This window comes from Kluyvera sp. CHPC 1.2972 (genome assembly GCF_036759925.1).
Classification (GTDB): Bacteria; Pseudomonadota; Gammaproteobacteria; order Enterobacterales; family Enterobacteriaceae; genus Kluyvera.
Genome location: NZ_JAPKIB010000002.1, coordinates 365,053 through 385,349, shown reverse-complemented (window position 1 = coordinate 385,349; position 20,297 = coordinate 365,053). Strand labels below are relative to the sequence as shown.

21 protein-coding genes and 1 pseudogene are annotated in these 20,297 nt (G+C 54.9%); 2 read left to right on the top strand and 20 right to left on the bottom strand.

The window, feature by feature from the left end:
• Positions 1-44: 44 nt before the first annotated feature.
• Together V6944_RS05300 and V6944_RS05295 are read right to left on the bottom strand one after the other, a co-directional pair.
• A complete protein-coding gene (locus V6944_RS05300) occupies positions 45-740 on the bottom strand; it encodes a pirin family protein (RefSeq protein ID WP_035892157.1) in 696 nt (231 codons plus the stop codon).
• 121 nt (positions 741-861) lie between these two features.
• On the bottom strand, positions 862-1,899 hold the full coding sequence (locus V6944_RS05295; protein WP_333498171.1) for an oxidoreductase: 1,038 nt from the start codon (positions 1,897-1,899) through the stop codon (positions 862-864).
• Between the two features lie 266 nt (positions 1,900-2,165).
• Here V6944_RS05295 and yhhY point away from each other — a divergent pair, with 266 nt between their 5' ends.
• Positions 2,166-2,657: an N-acetyltransferase gene (yhhY, locus tag V6944_RS05290; RefSeq protein WP_333498170.1), complete on the top strand. Its 492-nt coding sequence runs from the start codon at positions 2,166-2,168 to the stop codon at positions 2,655-2,657.
• Positions 2,658-2,704: 47 nt separating this feature from the next.
• Here yhhY and V6944_RS05285 read toward each other — a convergent pair whose 3' ends face one another.
• The 7 genes from V6944_RS05285 to ggt all read right to left on the bottom strand — a co-directional run bounded on the left by V6944_RS05285 (position 2,705) and on the right by ggt (position 10,144).
• Positions 2,705-3,421: a DUF2931 family protein gene (locus V6944_RS05285; RefSeq protein WP_333498169.1), complete on the bottom strand. Its 717-nt coding sequence runs from the start codon at positions 3,419-3,421 to the stop codon at positions 2,705-2,707.
• Entirely contained in the window at positions 3,408-4,124 is a 717-nt protein-coding gene (locus tag V6944_RS05280; RefSeq protein ID WP_333498168.1) for a DUF2931 family protein, read from the bottom strand. Before V6944_RS05280 ends, V6944_RS05285 begins: the two co-directional genes overlap by 14 nt.
• On the bottom strand, positions 4,111-4,800 hold the full coding sequence (locus V6944_RS05275) for a DUF2931 family protein (protein ID WP_333498167.1): 690 nt from the start codon (positions 4,798-4,800) through the stop codon (positions 4,111-4,113). The genes V6944_RS05280 and V6944_RS05275 overlap by 14 nt, the downstream gene beginning before the upstream one ends.
• A gap of 17 nt (positions 4,801-4,817) precedes the next feature.
• Entirely contained in the window at positions 4,818-5,537 is a 720-nt protein-coding gene (locus V6944_RS05270) for a DUF2931 family protein (RefSeq protein WP_333498166.1), read from the bottom strand.
• The gene (locus tag V6944_RS05265) at positions 5,524-6,207 is read right to left on the bottom strand and encodes a DUF2931 family protein (protein WP_333498165.1); all 684 of its coding nucleotides are present in this window, start codon (positions 6,205-6,207) and stop codon (positions 5,524-5,526) included. Before V6944_RS05265 ends, V6944_RS05270 begins: the two co-directional genes overlap by 14 nt.
• A complete protein-coding gene (tssD, locus tag V6944_RS05260) occupies positions 6,204-8,198 on the bottom strand; it encodes a type VI secretion system tube protein TssD (RefSeq protein WP_333498164.1) in 1,995 nt (664 codons plus the stop codon). Before tssD ends, V6944_RS05265 begins: the two co-directional genes overlap by 4 nt.
• Before the next feature lie 203 nt (positions 8,199-8,401).
• Positions 8,402-10,144 (bottom strand): gamma-glutamyltransferase, encoded by a 1,743-nt coding sequence (gene ggt / locus V6944_RS05255; RefSeq protein ID WP_333498250.1) that lies wholly within the window; start codon positions 10,142-10,144, stop codon positions 8,402-8,404.
• 122 nt (positions 10,145-10,266) lie between these two features.
• Between ggt and V6944_RS05250 the strand changes: the two are divergent.
• Positions 10,267-10,572: pseudogene (locus tag V6944_RS05250) on the top strand (DUF2756 family protein); the annotation flags it as partial.
• Between the two features lie 8 nt (positions 10,573-10,580).
• Here the strand turns inward: V6944_RS05250 and ugpQ are convergent.
• The 11 genes from ugpQ to livH all read right to left on the bottom strand — a co-directional run bounded on the left by ugpQ (position 10,581) and on the right by livH (position 20,276).
• Positions 10,581-11,321: a glycerophosphodiester phosphodiesterase gene (gene ugpQ, locus V6944_RS05245; protein WP_333498163.1), complete on the bottom strand. Its 741-nt coding sequence runs from the start codon at positions 11,319-11,321 to the stop codon at positions 10,581-10,583.
• Entirely contained in the window at positions 11,318-12,388 is a 1,071-nt protein-coding gene (locus V6944_RS05240; protein ID WP_333498162.1) for a sn-glycerol-3-phosphate import ATP-binding protein UgpC, read from the bottom strand. Before V6944_RS05240 ends, ugpQ begins: the two co-directional genes overlap by 4 nt.
• Before the next feature lie 2 nt (positions 12,389-12,390).
• On the bottom strand, positions 12,391-13,236 hold the full coding sequence (gene ugpE, locus V6944_RS05235) for a sn-glycerol-3-phosphate ABC transporter permease UgpE (RefSeq protein WP_123650889.1): 846 nt from the start codon (positions 13,234-13,236) through the stop codon (positions 12,391-12,393).
• Complete coding sequence (ugpA, locus tag V6944_RS05230; protein ID WP_035892166.1) at positions 13,233-14,120, bottom strand: sn-glycerol-3-phosphate ABC transporter permease UgpA; 888 nt, start codon at positions 14,118-14,120, stop codon at positions 13,233-13,235. The genes ugpE and ugpA overlap by 4 nt, the downstream gene beginning before the upstream one ends.
• Before the next feature lie 117 nt (positions 14,121-14,237).
• Positions 14,238-15,554 carry a sn-glycerol-3-phosphate ABC transporter substrate-binding protein UgpB gene (gene ugpB / locus V6944_RS05225; protein WP_333498161.1) on the bottom strand — a complete coding sequence of 439 codons (1,317 nt, stop codon included), beginning with the start codon at positions 15,552-15,554 and terminating at the stop codon, positions 14,238-14,240.
• A 286-nt stretch (positions 15,555-15,840) separates the two neighbouring features.
• Positions 15,841-16,209, bottom strand: coding sequence for a type II toxin-antitoxin system death-on-curing family toxin (locus V6944_RS05220; protein ID WP_333498160.1), 369 nt, complete (start codon positions 16,207-16,209; stop codon positions 15,841-15,843).
• Positions 16,206-16,427, bottom strand: coding sequence for a type II toxin-antitoxin system Phd/YefM family antitoxin (locus V6944_RS05215; RefSeq protein ID WP_333498159.1), 222 nt, complete (start codon positions 16,425-16,427; stop codon positions 16,206-16,208). Before V6944_RS05215 ends, V6944_RS05220 begins: the two co-directional genes overlap by 4 nt.
• Before the next feature lie 150 nt (positions 16,428-16,577).
• The gene (gene livF / locus V6944_RS05210; protein WP_081918523.1) at positions 16,578-17,291 is read right to left on the bottom strand and encodes a high-affinity branched-chain amino acid ABC transporter ATP-binding protein LivF; all 714 of its coding nucleotides are present in this window, start codon (positions 17,289-17,291) and stop codon (positions 16,578-16,580) included.
• A gap of 17 nt (positions 17,292-17,308) precedes the next feature.
• Positions 17,309-18,076 carry a high-affinity branched-chain amino acid ABC transporter ATP-binding protein LivG gene (gene livG, locus V6944_RS05205; protein ID WP_035892174.1) on the bottom strand — a complete coding sequence of 256 codons (768 nt, stop codon included), beginning with the start codon at positions 18,074-18,076 and terminating at the stop codon, positions 17,309-17,311.
• Positions 18,073-19,353, bottom strand: coding sequence for a branched chain amino acid ABC transporter permease LivM (livM, locus tag V6944_RS05200; protein ID WP_333498158.1), 1,281 nt, complete (start codon positions 19,351-19,353; stop codon positions 18,073-18,075). The genes livG and livM overlap by 4 nt, the downstream gene beginning before the upstream one ends.
• Complete coding sequence (livH, locus tag V6944_RS05195) at positions 19,350-20,276, bottom strand: high-affinity branched-chain amino acid ABC transporter permease LivH (protein WP_035892178.1); 927 nt, start codon at positions 20,274-20,276, stop codon at positions 19,350-19,352. Before livH ends, livM begins: the two co-directional genes overlap by 4 nt.
• Between the last annotated feature and the right edge of the window lie 21 nt (positions 20,277-20,297).

Below are 20,297 nucleotides of genomic sequence, written 5' to 3'. Positions count from 1 at the left end.
CTCCCCGCAAGATTAGGGAGGTTGCGCGATTTATTTAAGCCGGATCAAACTGGCGGCAGATCGAAGAGTAAAATTTCACTTTCGCTATCCGCGTGAACGGAAATTGCCTGCTCGTCCCAGATGGCCAGGCCATCACTGGTGGTGGCTTTGGTGCCGTTGATACTCACTTCGCCTTTGACTACCTGAATCCACACGCGGCGGTCAGCGGCAATCTGGTGCACCGACTGTTCGCCTTTCGCCAGCGCCCAACGGTACAGCTCCATATCCTGGTACACCTTCAGCGAGCCTTCACGGGCATCCGGTGACAGCACCAGCTGTTTGCCCTGCAGGGCGTCGAAGCGGCGCTGTTCGTAACGCGGCGTGATGCCGGTTTTTTCTGGAATGATCCAGATCTGGTACAGGTGCAGCTTATCGGTGGCGCTCGGGTTGTACTCAGAGTGACGAATACCGGTACCCGCACTCATAATCTGGAACTCGCCCGCCGGAACCTGCTCTTTATTGCCCATGCTGTCCTGGTGCTCAACGGCGCCTTCCAGAACGTAGGTCAGGATTTCCATGTCTTTGTGCGGGTGAGTACCGAAGCCCTGGCCGGCGTCAATCACGTCATCGTTAATCACGCGCAGTGCCGAGAAGCCCATGTAATTCGGATCGTAGTAATCGGCAAACGAGAAGGTATGCCAGGAATCCAGCCAACCATGATTCGCATGTCCACGTTCATTTGCTTTGCGTAAGAAAATCATTTTTTACCCCCTCATGTTTTCGATGAAACAAGTTTGGACGTAAACCGGTCAGGATGATAGTGGGTGAAAATTGACTCCTCTGTTCAAAAAATATGAACAAGAACGGAGGAGCCATGTTTGCTTATTTGGCGAGGCTTATGGTGGCAGGAGCTGGCTGCTCAAAGGCCCGTTCGAGCAGTTCCATATTGGTCAGAGCCTCAGTTTCCTTGACGAAATTCGGCGTGCCGTTTGTCAGCGTCTGGTACAGCGCATCGTATACGCGACCGTAGTCACCGCGCTCCGCTCGCCACTGCTCTTTCACCGTGTCGCCTGCGTCGTTAACGTACTCCAGATAAGAGACGGAGTCGTCGGCCGCGAAGTTCGCATCGCCCGGCATAATGCCCGCTTTCAGGCTGGTTTCCTGCTGGTCGATACCGTATTTCACAAACGACCCTTTGGTGCCGTGAACGATAAATTTCGGGTAGTCGATTTTCACCAGGTGGCTGGTTTTGACAATCGCTTTCAGGTTGCCGTAGTAGATCTGCGCTTCAAAGGTGTCGTCCGGGTTGGCCGGGTTACGCAGGCTGCGGATGTCGTAGGAGGCGTGATCCGGGCGGCCAAACAAGGAGATAATCTGGTCCATGGTATGCACGCCCAGGCCGTAAAATGCGCCGTCCTGCGGGCGGCCCGGCTGGGTTGGCGATTCCGGGCGGTAGTAATCAAAGTGGCTTTCCACTTCCACAATCTCACCCAGCTTGCCGCTCTCAATGGCTTTTTTGGCGGTCAGGAAGCAGGAGTCAAAGCGACGGTTCTGATACGGTGACACCGTCAGCCCCTTGCTTTTCGCCAGCGCAAACAGTGTGTTAGCTTCGGCAAGCGTTGGGGTGAACGGCTTTTCCACCAGCACGTTCTTGCCCGCTTCCAGCGCCTTTTTGGCGTACTCGAAGTGGCTATCGGCATGGGTACAGACCACCACCAGCTTCACCTGCGGGTCGTTCAGAATATCGTCCAGCTCGCTGGTGAAATGGATATGCGCATACTGCGGCGCCTGCTCATCCGGCTTCGGGCTGCGGCGATAGATATGGGCGACGTGCCAGTCGGCTTTACGTTCGAGGACATAAGGAAGATGGTAGCGGGTGGCGCTTTTGCCAAAGCCGATAAAGGCGCAGTGCAGAGTCATGGTTCAGTCCTTTTGAAATGGTTGCTGAACACCATAGCGCAACTGCAGACAAAAAAAAGCCAGCTAATAGCTGGCTAAAGTAATACTGGAAGCAATGTGAGCAATGTCGTGCTTTCAGGTTCTCCGCAAGGACGCCCTGAATGCAGGACAATAATAATCATTCTCATTCGCACTTGTCCAACGTTTTTTGCAAAAAAAGCCAATTGACGCACATTTCAAAATCAATGATGTTAAAAGGGACTTTTAACCCACCAAGGAAATGAAGAATGAGTGACATAGTGATCCGCCACGCTGAACCTGAAGATTACGACGCAATCCGTCAGATCCACGCCCAGCCGGAGGTGTATCACAACACGCTACAGGTCCCTCATCCTTCCAACCATATGTGGCAAGAGCGGCTAGCCGACCAGCCCGGCATCAAACAGCTCGTCGCCTGCATCGGTGAGCAGGTGGTTGGGCACCTCTGCATCGCCGTTGCCCAGCGCCCTCGCCGCAGCCACGTCGCCGATTTCGGTATCTGCGTCGACACCCGCTGGCAGAACCGCGGCGTCGCCAGCGCGCTGATGCGTACCATGATTGATATGTGCGACAACTGGCTGCGCGTCGACCGCATTGAGCTCACGGTGTTTGTCGATAACGCACCGGCGGTGGCGGTTTACCAGAAGCATGGGTTTGAGATTGAAGGCACGGGGCGGAAATATGGGCTGCGTAATGGGGAGTATGTGGATGCGTATTTTATGGCGCGGGTGAAGGCTTAGCCAGAAAGCAGGATAGCCTGATTCCTCAGGCTATCCTGGCAATAATGTTACCACTCGCCGTACGGATACGTTTTCCCCTTCATCCCGTCTTCTATCTCCTGGGAGTAGCGGTATTTACGTAGGAATTCTCCGTCTGCACCTTCCTGTTTACAGAGAGTGAGAGCATCGCCTGAAACGGTGCTGATTTTGTGTGGGGTGACAATGGGGGCCGGGTATGAGCCCCCATCCGGGAACCAGATCCTCACGTGGCCTCCCGGTGAAAGACCAAACAACATATTGTCGTACCAGAGAATCTTGCCCCGGAACAGGTGCTCGGCGGGGGTCTTCATACGCAGCCACGTGGCGGGGGAAAACAGCACGCTGGTTTCGTAAGTTTTCCTGTCGATAAAGGAGTCCCAGCAGAAAATCATGTATTGCGGCGGCATTTTTACGAGGTTGAAGTTTACGCTGCCACCATGCGGTTTTGTTGTCCAGGTTATGACTGAATTGGGATCCTGAGCAGTCTTATCGAGCATACGGAAAATGTACAGATAGCCGTCTGTATCAAGCACCCTTACGTGCCTCACCCGAGCAGGTAGTTGCCAGGGGGTGATAAAAGAAAAACTCCATTTTCCGTAGGGCAAAGACCAATCACCACTGGCCGCCTGTTTTGATTGTAAAGGGTGAATTTTCGGCTGGCTGCAGCCTGCAATCAGGAGCAGCGCCAGTATCAGCGTTCTTGTGAGGTTCATTGTTTTTCCATCCTTGTCATCACCACTCACCATAGGGATACGTTTTCCCCTTCATCCCGTCTTTTATCTCCTGGGAGTAGCGGTATTTACGTAGGAATTCTCCGTCTGCACCTTCCTGTTTGCAGAGAGTGAGAGCATCGCCTGAAACGGTGCTGATTTTGTGTGGGGTGACAATGGGGGCCGGGTATGAGCCCCCATCCGGGAACCAGATCCTGACATGGCCTCCCGGTGAAAGACCAAACAGCATATTGTCGTACCAGAGAACCTTGCCCCGAAACAGATGCTCGGCGGGGGTCTTCATACGCTGCCATGTTGCAGGAGAAAACATCACACTGGTCTGGTAGGTTTTCCTGTCAATAAAGGAGTCCCAGCAGAAAATCATATACTGCGGTGGCATTTTCACTTTATTAAAATTCACGCCGCCACCATGTGGCGTTGTTGTCCAGGCAGTAACCGAATTGGGATCCCGGGATGTTGGATCTAGCATACGGAAAACATACAAATATCCGTCTGTATCAAGCACCCTTACGTGCCTCACCCGAGCAGGTAGTTGCCAGGGGGTGATAAAAGAAAAACTCCATTTGCCGTAGGGCAAAGACCAATCACCACTGGCCGCCTGTTTTGATTGTAAAGGGTGAATTTTCGGCTGGCTGCAGCCTGCGAGTAGAAGCAGCACCAGTATCAGCGTTCTTGTGAGGTTCATTGTTTTTCCATCCTTGTCATCACCACTCACCATAGGGATACGTTTTCCCTTTCATCCCGTCTTCTATCTCCTGGGAGTAGCGGTACTTGCGCAGGAATTCGCGGTCGGCACCTTCCTGTTTGCAGAGGGTGAGATCCGCGCCTGAAACGGTGCTGATTTTATAGGGTGTAAAAGGGATCGCGGGATGGCTGCCGACATCCGGGAACCAGGTTCTCACCTTGCCGCCGGGTGACAGGCCAAACAGCATATTGTGATACCAGATAGGTTCACCAGAAGGACGTGTATGGTTAGCCGGAGTCTTCATTCGCTGCCACGTGGCGGGAGAAAATAGCACGCTGGTTTCGTAGGTTTTCCTGTCGATCAAGGAGTCCCAGCAGAAGATCATGTACTGCGGCGGCATTTTTACAAGATTCAAATCGGCACCACCACCATGCGGTTTTTTCGTCCAGGTTGTGACTGAGTTAGGATCGCGGGATGTAGGATCGAGCATACGGAAAATGTACAGATAGCCGTCGGTATCGAGTACTCTTACGTGCCTCACCCGGGCAGGTAATTGCCAGGGGCTGATAAAAGAAAAACTCCATTTGCCGTAAGGTAATGACCAGTCACCGCTGGCAGCCTGTTTTGATTGCAACGGGAGAATTTTAGGCTGGCTGCAGCCGGTGAGTAGAGGTAGCACCAGTATCAGCGTTCTTGCCAGAATCATCATATTTTTCATCCTTGTTATCACCACTCACCATAGGGATACGTTTTCCCTTTCATCCCGTCTTTTATCTCCTGGGAGTAGCGATATTTACGCAGGAAATCACTGTCGGGGTCTTCCTGTTTGCAGAGGGTGAGATCAGCGCCTGAAACGGTGCTTATTTTATAGGGTGTAAAAGGGATCGCGGGATGACTACCGACGTCCGGGAACCAGGTTCTCACCTTACCGCCGGGTGACAGGCCAAACAGCATATTGTGATACCAGATAGGTTCACCAGAAGGACGTGTATGGTTAGCGGGAGCCTTCATCCGCTGCCACGTGGCGGGGGAAAACATTACATTGGTCTGGTAGGTTTTCCTGTCAATAAAGGAGTCCCAGCAGAAAATCATATACTGTGGCGGCATTTTTACGAGGTTGAAATTTACGCTGCCACCATGCGGTTTTGTGGTCCAGGTTGTGACTGAATTGGGGTCTCTCGATGTTTGATCAAGCATCCGAAAAATGTACAGATAACCATCAGTATCAAGCACTCTTACGTGCGTCACCTCGGCAGGGAGTTGCCAGGGCGTGATAAAAGAGAAACTCCATTTACCATAGGGCAAAGACCAGTCGCCGTTAGCTGCTTCTTCAGACTGTAAAGGTCGCGTTTTGGGCTGGTTGCAGCCAGCAATCAGAAACAGCACCAGTATCAGCATTCTTGTCAGGTTCATTGTTTTTCCATCCTTGTCATCACCACTCACCATAGGGATACGTTTTCCCTTTCATCCCGTCTTTTATCTCCTGGGAGTAGCGATATTTACGCAGGAAATCACTGTCGGGGTCTTCCTGTTTGCAGAGGGTGAGATCAGCGCCTGAAACGGTGCTGATTTTTTGCGGAGTGACAACCGGAGCTGGATAAGCTCCCCCATCCGGCAACCAGATCCTCACGTTGCCGCCAGGTGACAGGCCGAATAGCATATTGTCGTACCAGAGAACCTTGCCCCGGAACAAGTGCTCGGCAGGTGTCTTCATACGCTGCCACGTGGCAGGGGAAAACAGCACGCTGGTTTCGTAGGTTTTCTTGTCGATAAAGGAGTCCCAGCAGAAGATCATGTACTGAGGCGGCATTTTCACTTTATTAAAATTAACGCCGCCGCCATGTGGCGTTGTTGTCCAGGCAGTAGCCGAATTGGGATCCCGGGATGTTGGATCTAGCATACGGAAAATGTATAGATAGCCGTCAGTATCAAGTACTCTGACATGAGTCACATCTGCGGGAAGTTGCCAGGGGGTGATAAAAGAAAAACTCCATTTTCCGTAGGGCAAAGACCAATCACCAGTAGCCGCCTGTTTTGATTGTAAAGGGTGAATTTTCGGCTGGCTGCAGCCTGCAATCAGAAGCAGTACTAGTATTAAAGTTTTTGCGAGGCTCATTGTTTTACTCCATCCATGTTATACACCGTTCGGATCCACTCTTCGTCAGGTCGATTAACAAAGCTCACGCTCTCAGAGACTGCAGCACCCCCTGTTATATTCCCATCCTGATTGACAGCAACGGCATTCCAGTTCGCAGAACAGTGGGTATATAACTCAGCAATAATGTCTATTTCCTCAGGGCTAAACTGCGGAGTAGGTGCTTTGGTTCGAGCCGCTTTACCCATTGCAATAGCTTTCTGACAAAAATCATCAAGCGCAGCAGGCAGTTCCGTCCCTTTTTTGCGCTCAACATCATCGAATAAAACACCCGCCTCTTTCGCCGCATCGATCATCACCCGCAGCGTAACCATCGACCAATCATGCTTTACGATTCGCTGACGCAGCGTCAGAGCAGCAAAACTGCGTTTTTGCATCTGTCCGTATCGATCGTTGGGTGCAAACTCATCTTCCCAGACCTCAGGCGTAATGTTGTTAGTGCGAATAAGGGGCGCAATAGTGGCTGAGCGTTCTAATATCGGCAGCTGCGCTATTGTCTGTCGATAGACGCGTGAACGCCCTTTCGGTTGGTCGGCGGGCAGCGTTTCCACCAGTGGGCGAGTGAGAAAAAGATCTTCGCGGGTCTGCGGCAGGTAGCCGCCGCCAATATCAGAATGTACACCCGGCAGCGATAACTCTGGCCAGGCAGGAGAGATACTATTAAGCGCAAAGTTATAACGGCACTCGTGCTGCGCGGTGATATGGAATACCTTCTGGGCCACGCCGGGGCGCAGAGAAAGATTGACCCCACCTGTGTCGGCGCTATGTGGGTTGAGTCCATTGGTGGGAGTACCGATAGCTGCAACGGTATCAAAAATTCCGATAAAACGGGTTTTACCTGCTGGTGCGCCACTATAGGTATAGCCCTCCATTCCCACTTTAATCGCGTTAACAATAGCGCCATCCTCGGGCTGAATTCGGTTGGCGAAATGACGTGCAGCTGCCGCACCACGGCTAAAGCCAAAAATATCAAACAACAAATCATCAATAACGTAATTCCCCTTCAACAATCGTAAAGACGTCGCTATTTCTGCCGTAAGTCTTCCAACAGCATCATCCGTCTTCGAGATCACTCCGCTGCCCGCAACCCCCAATCCCATTCCAATCACACTGTCAGGTTTACCAGCTTTGGTTCCTATTCCTTCAATGTATATTGCGTATTGAAGATAATCGCCATTATCAGAAACTGCTCGAAGATACAATTCACTTAACCAATGAATATTCGTATAGTACCCTGAATGACTTGTTGCCCCCGTCCCGCTGATCCCCATCTTTTCTGAAACATTTCGCTTAACAATACTTTCCGCATCCAGACTCTCAATATCAAAGTGCTCCGCCGAACACGCCGCCAGCATATTCCCCGTATTCACCGCATTATTTCCCGTCCCATCAAAAAAGATCCCCAGCACCAATGTCACGCGCCGCACAACAGGCTCTTCGGGTGGTTTGGGTTCAGGCAGAACAGGTGCAGGTGGGAATAGCCGCTGGTAGTTTTCCGGCGTCACCAGATGGTCAAACTCCGTGCCTGCCGCAAGGTGGCAACAACGAATATAATCATAATCAGCAGAAATATATTCATAGTCTAAAGTATTCTCCTGCATCTGGAACTGAATGCTATTTAATCTTGCACCACGAACTTCAATTACATAATACTTTTCCATTCGGCCATAACGATTGACACGATAAATATCAAAAACCATATTCAGCGATTCATTGTTATTAATCGCGTTAGATAACAGCGGCGAACTTTTATCCAGCGTTTTGCAAAATCGAATTCCCAGATGGTTTGCACCAGCACCCGTGCTTGTGGTGCTTTGCATCAGGCTAAAAATGAAGATCTGATCTTCATGTCCAAGTTGATATCGGTTTCCGACAGATTTTTGAGTTCCACACCCAGTAGATATATTACCTTGAAACTCCCCACTCAGCGTTAAATAGACAATGTCACTCATACCCTGCTCCCTTCATTCCATGATAAGTACGAAGGGTAATGAAAAAAAAGACGTACCTTCCTGCTATTTGTCAAAACAAAGAGGTTAATTATTGCCTATCAGAAAATAAAAGAACAAAGAATCAAATTAGCCCCAATAATAGCACTTATAATATTCAAGTGATAAATATGGCCCAATAATAAACTATTGGGCCATTATTTATATTAATACCCCGCCGTCAAATCATCCGGCGAACGCGGGTCTGACGCCCCATACAGCGTTCCGTCCGGGTCCACCATAATGCTCTGCGTGCTGCCCATCGCCTCTTTCACCGCTACCTTCTGCCCCTTCGCTTCCAGCAGCTTCAGCGTATCCGGGCTAAACCCTTTCTCAACCCGCAGCTCGTCCGGTAGCCACTGATGGTGGAAGCGCGGCGCGTTGGTGGCTTCCGCCACGTTCATGCCGAAGTCGATGGAATTCACCACCATCTGCAGCACCGTGGTGATAATCCGGCTGCCGCCTGGGCTACCGGTCACCAGCCACGTTTTCCCGTCTTTCACCACAATGGTTGGCGACATCGACGACAGTGGGCGTTTCTTCGGCCCGACCGCGTTGGCATCACCGCCCACCAGCCCGTAAACGTTCGGCACACCAGGTTTAGCGGAGAAGTCATCCATCTCGTTATTCATCAGAATGCCGGTATTGCCCGCCACGATGCCGGTACCAAAAGTGGTGTTGAGGGTGTAGGTCACCGCCACCGCGTTACCGTCTTTATCGACCACCGAGAAGTGGGTGGTCTGGTTGCTTTCGTACGGTGCCAGTTTGCCCGGTTTAATCTGGCTGGACGGCTTGGCCTTATTGATATCAATCTGCTCAGCAATCGATTTGGCGTAGGCTTTGTTGGTCAGCGCCTGCCACGGCACCTTCACGAAGTCCGGGTCGCCAAGGTATTCAGAACGGTCGGCGTAAGCGTGCTTTTCCGCCTCTGCCATCAGCTGCATTGCGTCGGCGCTGCCGAAGCCGTATTTATGCAGGTCGAAGTTTTCGAGGATGTTGAGGATCTGCACGATGTGGATCCCGCCGGAGGACGGTGGTGGCATCGAGAAGACTTCATAACCGCGATATTCGCCGCTTATTGGCGTACGCTCAACGGCTTTGTAGTTTGCCAGATCCGCTTTGCTCATCAGGCCGCCGTTGTTATGCATCTCTTCGGCAATCTGGTCGGCAATCGCCCCTTTGTAGAAAGCATCCGGTCCGTTTTCAGCAATCAGCTCCAGGCTTTTTGCCAGATTCGCCTGCACCAGCTTATCGCCCTTTTTCAGCGGCTCGCCGTCCTTCCAGAAGATAGCTTTACTGTTGGCATGATTCGGCAGGACTTCACTGCCGTAGGTTTTGAGATCGTCGGCCAGCGCGTCGTTGACCACAAAGCCGTCTTTGGCGAGCTTAATCGCCGGGTGAATCACTTTATTGAGCGGCATCGTGCCGTATTTCTCCAGCGCCAGCGAGAAGCCCGCCACGGTGCCCGGTATGCCGGAGGCCAGGTGCGAGGTCAGTGATTTTTTGCTGTCCGGGTTACCCTGGTCGTCGAGGAACATGTCACGGGTCGCCTGCTCCGGGGCCATTTCACGGAAATCAATCGCCGTGGTTTTGCCGTCTTTGGTCCGCAGCATCATAAACCCGCCGCCGCCGATATTCCCCGCCTGCGGGTGCGTTACCGCTAGCGCGTAGCCCACGGCCACCGCCGCATCCACGGCGTTACCGCCCTGGCGCAAAATCTCAACGCCCACGCGCGTGGCGGCGGCATCAACAGAAGCCACCATGCCATGCTGGGCACGTACGGGATGGAAAACATCCTCCTCAACGCCGTAAGAAACCGGCGGCGGTGGAGGCGCAGAAATCGCGCTAAAACAGCTTCCTGACAGCAGAGCAGCAAGGGCTACCCGGCGTAAAAACGTCGGTATTATTATCATCATCATTCTCCAGAGCGTGCAGTGAGGTCCTCACTAAGCCTGGTTCATAATGCTGAAATAATCCTCGTTACGATGGGAAAGGAGTAAACTTAAGCGATCCCCTACACGGAGGAAAGACGATGAAACGATTACTGATTCTGGCGGCACTACTGCCGTTCACCGCGCTGGCCGCGCCGCTGAACGTCGATAACAACCCGAATAAGCCGGGCTATGAGATCCCAAGCCAACAGCGGATGCAGACCCGCATGCTCAATCAACAGCAGCAGCAATCCAGCATGCTGAACCAGCAGCGCAAGGTACAGACGCAGCAGCAACAGCAGCATCTGCAAAACCAGCTGAACACCAATCAGCAGCGCGTACAGCAGGCGCAGCCGGGCATGCTAAATCAGCAGCAGCCGCTGCCCAATAGCAACGGCGGCATGCTGAAGCAGTATTAAGGCTGGAAGTCAGGCCCGATGATATCAATCGCATCGGTACAGATGCAGTCGACACCCCAGCGCAGCAGTTCGGCGGCGCGCTGGGGGTTATTCACGGTATAGACCAGAATCCGCAGCCCCGCTTCACGCAGCGCATCGACCCGCGCTTCATCCAGCAGACGATGGTTGAGGTGAATGGAGACGCAGCCCAGACGCGTCGTCAGCTCACGCCAGTCGTCCCGCCACTCATCCAGCAGTAAACCCCGCGGCAACTCCGGCGCTGCAAGCTGAGCCGCTTCCAGCGCATCAATTTCAAATGACGACAGCAGCGGCGGGGTCATGCCAGCCCACAGCTCACGCGCGGCCAGCGCCACCACTTTTCCGGTCAACGGCCCGCTGCCGGTGGTCGGTTTAATTTCGATATTTGCCATCATGCCGTGCTGACGGCAGCGTTCCGCCACCTGCGACAGCAGCGGCAGCGGCTCATTTTTAAAGCTGCTGTTAAACCAGCTCCCGGCATCCACGTGCAACAGATCCTGCCAACTGAGTTCACCCGCTACGCCCCAGCCGTTGCTGGTACGTTCGAGGTTGTCGTCATGCAGCAGGAAAATCTGCCCGTCTTTCGACAGCTTGGCGTCAAACTCAATCATGGTATGACCGTAGTGGGCGCCAACGTCGATCGCCGCCAGAGTGTTCTCCGGCGCTAGCTTACCGCCGCCACGGTGGGCGACGATGTGGGGATAAGGCCAATTGCTCATACGCGTAATCCTGTCTCACCTTCAAAGAGGTGCAGATGATCGTCCGGCAGATGCAGCCACAGCGTGGTGCCCGCGTGCGGACGCTGCTGATGCGGCAAGCGCACCACCATTTTCTGCTCACCAAAGCGGCCGTGGGCCAGGTTATCGGCACCGAGAATTTCCAGCGTATCCATCACCAATGGCACGCCGCCTTCGGCCTGCGAGCTTAGCGCAATATGTTCCGGACGGATACCCAGCGTCATGCGGCGACCGGCATATTCGCGCTGAGAAGCCGGCAGAGGCAGCTGCATGCCGCTTTCCAGCACGAAGCGCAAGCCGGACTCATCAATCTGGCCGTCCAGCAGGTTCATCGCCGGGCTGCCGATAAAGCTCGCCACAAAGCGGCTGGCCGGTTTCTCATACACTTCCACCGGCGTGCCAATCTGCTCGGCAATCCCTTTGTTCATCACCATCACCCGCTGGGCGAGGGTCATCGCTTCGACCTGATCGTGGGTGACATACAGAGAAGTGGTTTTCAGACGACGATGCAGCTGTTGCAGCTCAAGGCGCATCTGCACGCGCAGCTTGGCGTCGAGGTTGGAGAGCGGTTCGTCGAACAGGAACACCGCCGGGTCACGCACAATGGCGCGCCCCATCGCCACGCGCTGGCGCTGGCCGCCGGAAAGCTCACGCGGACGGCGCTTCAGCAGGCCATCAAGCTCAAGAATACGCGCCGCTTCCTGCACTTTTTCGGCAATGTGCGCTTTGCCCATACCGCGAATTTTCAGCCCCCAGGCCATGTTCTCTTCCACGCTCATGTGCGGGTAAAGCGCATAGTTCTGGAACACCATGGCGATGCCGCGATCCTTCGGCTCCATTTCAGTCACGCGCTTGCGATCAATCCAGATGTCGCCGCTGGTTACGCGCTCAAGCCCTGCCACCATACGCAGCAGCGTCGATTTCCCGCAGCCCGACGGGCCGACCATCACAATAAACTCACCGTCTGCCACGTCCAGCGTCAGCGGTTGAATGACCTGGGTTTTACCGTCCCAGCTTTTGGTTACTGCCTGTAGTTTTAAACCAGCCATTTTTATTTCTCACTGTCCACTAAACCACGCACAAAGGCACGCTGCATGGCTAAAACGATAACAACGGGGGGAATAAGGGTGAGCAGCATCGCCGCCATCACCTGGTTCCACTGCGTGGTGCCTTCACCGGTAGCGATCATCCCTTTGATGCCCGCCACGGCGGTGCCGAGGTTCACGTCGGTAATAATCAGCAGCGGCCAGAGATACTGGTTCCAGCCGTAGATAAAGGTGATGACGAACAGCGCCGCGAGGTTGGTTTTCGACAGCGGCAGCACGATGTCGCGGAAAAAGCGCATCGGCGAAGCGCCGTCGATACGCGCCGCTTCAATCAGCTCGTCCGGCAGGGTCATAAAGAACTGGCGGAACAGGAAGGTGGCGGTCGCCGACGCCATCAGCGGCAGCGTTAAGCCCGCATAGCTATCGAGCATCTTCAGGTTGGCAATGACCTCTACCGTCGGGAAGATACGCACTTCCACCGGCAGCATCAGGGTGATAAAGATCATCCAGAAGAACAGGTTACGCAGCGGAAAGCGGAACCAGACGATGGCGAATGCCGAGAGCATCGACACCGCGATTTTGCCGACGGTAATGGCGAAGGCCATGATGAAGCTGTTGAGCATCATCAGCCAGAACGGTGCGCTGTTGGCTCCGACGCCGTTGACCCAAATGGCCTTCATATTCTCGAACAGATGGCCGCCGGGGATCAGCGTCATCGGCGTTTCAAACACCGCTTTGTTGTCCAGCGTCGCCGCCGTAAAGGCGACATACAGCGGAAACAGGATCACGATAATCCCGAGGATCAGCATGGTGTGGCTGAATATCGTCAGCCCGCGACGGTTCTCAATCATTGGTAGCGCACCTTACTTTCCACGTAACGGAACTGCACCACGGTCAGGATGATGACGAGGAACATCAGCACCACCGACTGCGCCGCAGAGGCCGAGAGATCCAGCCCGGCAAACCCTTCGCGGTAAATCTTATAAATCAGCGTGGTGGTGGCCTGTACCGGGCCGCCCGCCGTCGCGGCATCGATCACCGGGAAGGTGTCGAAGAAGGCGTACACAAGGTTGACCACCAGCAGGAAGAAACTCACCGGCGCAATCAGCGGCAGCGCCAGCTTGAAGAAACGGCGAATCGGGCCTGCGCCGTCGATGGCCGCGGCCTCGACCAGCGAGCGCGGAATAGATTGCAGCGCGGCGAAGAAGAACAGGAAGTTGTAGCTTATCTGCTTCCAGACCGAGGCGAAGACCACCAGGAACATGGCCTGACCGCTGTTCTGCGCGTGGTTCCAGTCATAGCCGAACTCGCCAAGGAAGTGGGTAATCAGCCCGCGTCCGGGGTTAAACAGGAAGATCCACAGTACGGCGGCCACGGCAGGCGCGACGGCGTAAGGCAGCAGCATCAGCGTCTGGTATAGACGGCTGCCGCGCACCACGTAGTCCACCAGGGCGGCGAAGAACAGCGAGACCAGCAGGCCGCTTATCGTCACCAGACCGCTGAACTTGATGGTCGTCCAGAAAGAGTCGAGGTAGTAGCTGTCGTGGAACAGCGTGACGAAGTTATCCAGGCCAACGAACTGGCTGGAGAGACCAAACGGGTCAACGCTTTGCAGCGAGTACCACAGCGCTTCACCGGCGGGCCAGATAAAGAAGATAACGGTGATAATCAGCTGTGGGGCGACCAATGCATAGGGCAGCCAGCGGGATTTAAACACCGGACGGGATGATGACATAGTTAAACTCTGAGTTGGTTTCCCCTCACCCCGCCCCTCCCCCAAAGGGGCGAGGGAGAAAGTCGGGTCCCCTCTCCCCTATGGGGAGAGGGTTAGGGTGAGGGGGTTAGTCAATGATTAAGACTTGGTCGATTGCTCGAAGCGACGCAGCAGCTGATTCCCGCGCTCTACCGCAGAGTCCAGCGCCTGCTGAGGCGTTTTCTTACCGGTCCAGACGCTTTCCAGTTCTTCATCCACGATGGTACGAATCTGCGGCATATTGCCCAGACGCAGCCCTTTGGTGAACGGCAACGGTGGCTTGTTCAGCATCTGACGCGTGGCGATGTCGGCACCTGGGTTCTTGTCATAGAAGCCCTGCTGACGAGTCAGGTCGTACGCAGCGGTAGTGATTGGCAGGTAGCCGGTTTTCTGGTGCCATTCGGCAGCAATTTCAGGCTTCGCCAGGAACTCGAGGAATTTCGCCACGCCGGTGTAGGTTTCTTTGTCTTTACCCTGCATCACCCACAGGCTCGCCCCGCCGATGATGGCGTTCTGCGGCGCGCCCTTCACGTCAGCATCGTAAGGCATCATGCCCACGCCGTAGTTGAATTTGGCGTACTGACGAATGTCCGCCAGCGAGCCGGAAGAGGCGGTGGTAATGGCGCAGTCACCGTTGTAGAACTTCTCGGTGGACTCATCTTTACGGCCGAAGTAGCTGAAATCGCCCTTCTTATTCAACTCTTCCAGCAGCGCGATGTGTTTCACCTGCTCTGGCTTGTTGAACTCCAATACCGCATCGGTACCGTCGAAGCCGTTGTTTTTGGTGGCGACCGGCAGGCCGTGCCAGGCGCTGAAGTTTTCAATCTGGATCCAGCCCTGCCAGCCGCTGGCGTAGCCGCACTTCATACCGGCCGCTTTCAGCTTCGCGGTATAGGCTGCCAGATCCTGCCAGGTTTTCGGTGGCTGGTTCGGGTCTAGACCGGCTTTCTTGAAGGCGTCTTTGTTGTAGTACAGCACCGGAGTGGAGCTGTTAAACGGTTGGGACAGCAGGTGCCCGGTTTTGGAGTCGGTGTAGTAACCGGAAACCGTCGGCACAAACTGAGATTCGTCGAACTTGATACCGGCATCGCTAAACACCTGATACACCGGCTTAATCGCTTTTGACGCCATCATGGTGGCGGTACCCACTTCGTACACCTGCAAAATTGCCGGGGCGTTGCCGGTACGGAACGCAGCGATACCGGCGCTCAGGCTCTGCTCATAGTTGCCTTTGTACACCGGCTGGATTTTGTAATCCGGGTTGGCGGCGTTGAAGCGCTGCGCCAGAGAGTCAACTTCTTTACCCAGCTCACCTTCCATTGAATGCCAGAACGGAATAGTAGTCACCGCCATAGCCTGACCTGCGGATGCCAGACTCATTGCCAATCCTAAAGCTGTATGTCGTAACGATATCATCGGTTATCTCTCTTTTTGTGCCGGGATGCGCGATATCACGCGTTTTATGTTCGCGGGGGTAACATGACATGCTCGAATGACAGAAAAATAACTTTTTTATTACAAAAAAAAGATAGTAAGGCGACAAAGGGATGGCAAGGCGGTGACGGTTCTAAGAAGGGAAAGTGGGAGCTATGACACGTATAGGGAAAGTGCTGTTCCCGGGGTCGGTGCAAGCACCTCGCCCGGGATACGGGTTGCCGGACGGCGATGCTGGCGCATCTTATCCGGCGAAGCGCTGCTGGGGTTATCCGCGCAGGCGGGAGGCTATTTGCTCCAGCGTCAACTGGCCTGCGGCAGACTCAACCGTCATCGCCACAAAATCCGGATTGGCCGCAAGCGCAATGCCGTTGCGTTTTAAAAACAGCAGCGTGATAAACAGCGCGGTGCGCTTATTACCATCATTGAAAATATGCCCTCGTGAAATAGCCAGCAGATGCATTGCTGCCAGTAGCCACACGTCAGTCACACCCTCATATTCGATTCGGTTAAGCACCCGATACATTAACGCTTCCGCACGCCCGGGGTCAGGCATGCCCACAACACCAGGCGTAACGCGGAGCAGCCTGTCATGAAACGCTATTATCTCTTCCGCTGAGATAATCTGAAGGTTCATTTATCCGCCAACTCCTCAATCTCGTTACCGTGAACCGACATGATGGCCGCAAATTCGTCGTCGAGTCTGGCGGCCTGATAACGCTCAAACTCTTCGGCGCTAATGATGACCGCAGGTTTATGCCCACGACGTGTGATGGTGACTGGTACGCCCGTCACGGCGCTCTCCAGCACTTCGGCTAGATTCTGTCGTGCCTCGCTATAGTTAACCGTACGCATAATGACCTCCATAGTTGTACTTATTAATTGTACAACATATATGTACAAAAAAAGAGCCATCAGGCTCTTTTAAATGTTTTCGTGCGGGAAGTTCCCCCGGGGTCGGCGCAAGCGCCTCGCCCGGGCTACAGGTTGCCGGATGGCGACGAATTAACCGCCGAGGTACGCGCTGCGCACCGCTTCATTCGCCAGCAGTGCATCACCGGTGTCTTCCAGCACCACGTGGCCGTTTTCCAGCACGTAGCCGCGGTCGGCGAGCTTCAGCGCCTGGTTGGCGTTCTGCTCGACGAGGAAGATGGTCATGCCCTGCTTACGCAGCTGCTCGATGGTGTCGAAAATCTGCTGGATGATAATCGGGGCCAGCCCCAGGGAAGGCTCATCGAGCAGCAGCAGGCGCGGCTGGCTCATCAATGCACGGCCAATTGCCAGCATCTGCTGCTCACCGCCGGACATGGTGCCCGCACGCTGGATACGGCGCTCAAGCAGGCGTGGGAACAGGTCATACACCCATTTGATGCGCTCCTGGAACTGGTCGCGGTCGGCAAAAAAACCGCCCATCGCCAGGTTCTCTTCCACCGTCATACGCGAGAAGACGCGACGCCCTTCCGGGACAATCGCCACCGCTTCACGCATGATTTTCGCCGTCTGCCAGTCGGTAATGTCTTTATCATCAAAGACAATGCGTCCGCTGGTGGCGCGCGGGTCGCCGCATAATGTGCCGAGCAGCGTGGTTTTACCCGCGCCGTTCGCGCCAATCAAGGTCACAATTTCGCCCTGATTGATATGCAGGCTGACGTCATGCAGCGCCTGAATTTTGCCGTAGTGGGCGCTGACTTTATCAAACGATAACATCACTTTATCCATATTCTGCCTCGCCCCCATTATGCTTCACCTAAATAGGCGCGGATCACGTCCGGGTTGTTGCGGATCTCTTCCGGCGTACCGTTCGCCAGCGGCGTCCCCTGATTCACCACGTAGATGCGATCGGAAATGCCCATCACCAGCTTCATATCGTGCTCAATCAGCAGGATCGTGGTGTTGTGATGGTTACGCAGCTCGGCAATCAGCTCGTCCAGCTCTTTGGTCTCTTTCGGGTTAAGGCCCGCCGCCGGTTCGTCGAGCATCAGGATTTCCGGCTGCGTCACCATGCAGCGGGCAATCTCCAGACGACGCTGGTCACCGTAGGCCAGGTTGCTGGCCTGACGGTTAGCGTGCTCTAACAGGCCGATACGCTCAAGCCAGGTGGCGGCGCGGTCCAGCGCTTCACTTTGCGCGCGCTTGAACGACGGGGTTTTCAGCAGGCCGGAGAATACCCCGGTTTTCAGCTGCTGGTGTTGTGCCACCAGCAGATTTTCAATCACCGTCATTTCGCGGAACAGACGCACGTGCTGGAAGGTACGCACCACGCCCATGCGGGCAATCTGCTGACCCGGCAGCCCTTCCAGATGCTGGTCGCGCAGCATAATGGTGCCGCCGGTCGGCTTGTAGAAGCCGGTCAGGCAGTTAAAGACCGTGGTTTTCCCCGCGCCGTTCGGGCCAATCAGGGAGACAATTTCCTGAGGATGCAGCTCCAGGGCGACGTTGTTAACCGCCAGCAGGCCGCCAAAACGCATCATCAGGCCGTTAACGGATAATAATGGCTGACTCATGCCTGCTCTCCTTCTTTCGCTTTCCCGCTTTTCAGCTTGAGCTGCGGACGGGTCATCGGCAGAAGCCCCTGCGGACGCCAGATCATCATCAGAACCATCAAACCACCCAGCATCAGCATGCTGTATTCGTTGAAGTCACGCATCAGTTCGCGCGACACCACCAGCAGGACGGCGGCGAGAATAACCGCAAACTGCGAGCCCATCCCGCCCAGCACTACAATCGCCAGCACGAAGGCCGACTCGGCAAAGGTAAAGGATTCCGGGCTGACAAAGCCCTGGCGCGCGGCAAACAGCGTACCGGCAAAACCAGCAAACGCGGCGCTGATGGTAAAGGCGGTCAGCTTGATGCGCGTTGGGCTCAGGCCCAGCGAGCGACAGGCAATTTCATCTTCACGCAGCGCTTCCCACGCACGCCCCAGCGGCATGCGCAGCAGGCGGTTGATGACAAACAGGCTCAACACCACCAGCAGCAGCGCCACCAGATAAAGGAAGATCACGCGGTCGGACGGGTCGTACTTGACGTTAAAGAAGTTGCTGAAGGTATCCCAGCCGCCTTCACGGGCGCTGCGGCTGAACTCCAGGCCGAAGAAGGTCGGTTTCGGGATCTGGCTGATACCATTCGGACCGCCGGTAATCTCAGTGTTGTTGAGCAGCAGGATACGGACGATTTCGCCGAAGCCTAAGGTCACAATCGCCAGATAGTCACCGCGCAGACGCAGTACCGGGAAGCCCAGCAGGAAGCCCGCCGCCGCCGAGACCAGCCCCGCGATTGGCAGACAGGTCCAGAAGCCGAGACCGTAATAGTGGTTCAGCAGCGCAAAGGTGTAAGCACCGATGGCATAGAAGCCACCGTAACCGAGCACCAACAGGCCGGAAAGCCCCACCACCACGTTCAAGCCAAGGCCAAGGATGATATAAATCATGGTCAGGGTGGCAATATCGACCGTGCCACGTGAAACCATAAACGGCCACGCCACGGCGATCACCAGTACCGCCACCAGGAACAGCTTCTGTTTGACCGTCGAGCCGTCAATGGCAGGCAGAATAAACTTCGGCCCGGAGACGCTTTTCAGCCCCTTCTGGAATAACGGGCGCAGCATCTGGAAGAAAAAGACCACCGCGGTGCCGATAAAGATCCACTGCCAGCGGATATCCGCCGCGCTGCCGACCACCAGTTTGGTACCGTCGAGCTGTAACTGAACGCCCATAAAGACGCCAGCCAGGACAAAGAACATCGCCGCCGACAGCAGCGCCATCGCAAATTGCATCGGTTTCATACTTTCTCTACCTCCGGGCGGCCCAGGATACCGGTCGGCATCACCAGCAGCACCACGATCAGCAGCGCGAACGACACAACGTCTTTATATTCGGTGCTCAGATACGCGGAGGACAGCGCTTCCGCGATGCCGAGAATCAGCCCACCAATCATCGCCCCAGGAATACTGCCGATACCGCCCAGAACCGCTGCGGTGAAGGCCTTCATCCCGGCCATAAAGCCGATATACGGGTTGATAACGCCGTAGAACTGACCCAGCAGCACGCCCGCCACCGCCGCCATCGCCGCGCCAATGACAAACGTCAGGGCAATCACGCGGTCGGTGTTAATGCCGAGCAGGCTCGCCATCTTCAGGTCTTCCGCGCAGGCACGACAGGCGCGGCCCATACGGGAGTAGCGAATAAACAGCGTCAGCGCCAGCATGGCCACGAAGGTCACAATCCAGATAACCAGCTGCATGGTGGTGATGGACGCGGAGAAGTTTTCACTGCTGCCGACAATCCACTGGCCGTTAAACAGGCTTGGCAGCGCGATATCGCGCGAGCCTTCGGTCAGACTGACGTAGTTTTGCAGGAAGATGGACATCCCGATGGCGGAGATCAGCGCAATCAGACGCTTGGAGCTACGTACCGGGCGGTAGGCCACGCGTTCAATGCTCCAGCCGTAGGCGCTGGCAATCACAATCGCCCCGATGAATCCGGCCGCTACCAGAAGCCAGCCGGTGTCGATGCCCATCATCATTAATGCGGCGATAATCATAAAGGAGACATAACTACCGATCATGTATACCTCGCCGTGGGCGAAGTTGATCATGCCGATAATCCCGTACACCATGGTGTAACCGATGGCGATCAGTGCATAGGTGCTTCCCAGCGTTACGCCGTTAAACATCTGCTGCACAAAGTAGAGAACCTGCTCTGACATAAATTAGCCTTTTGCTACCCC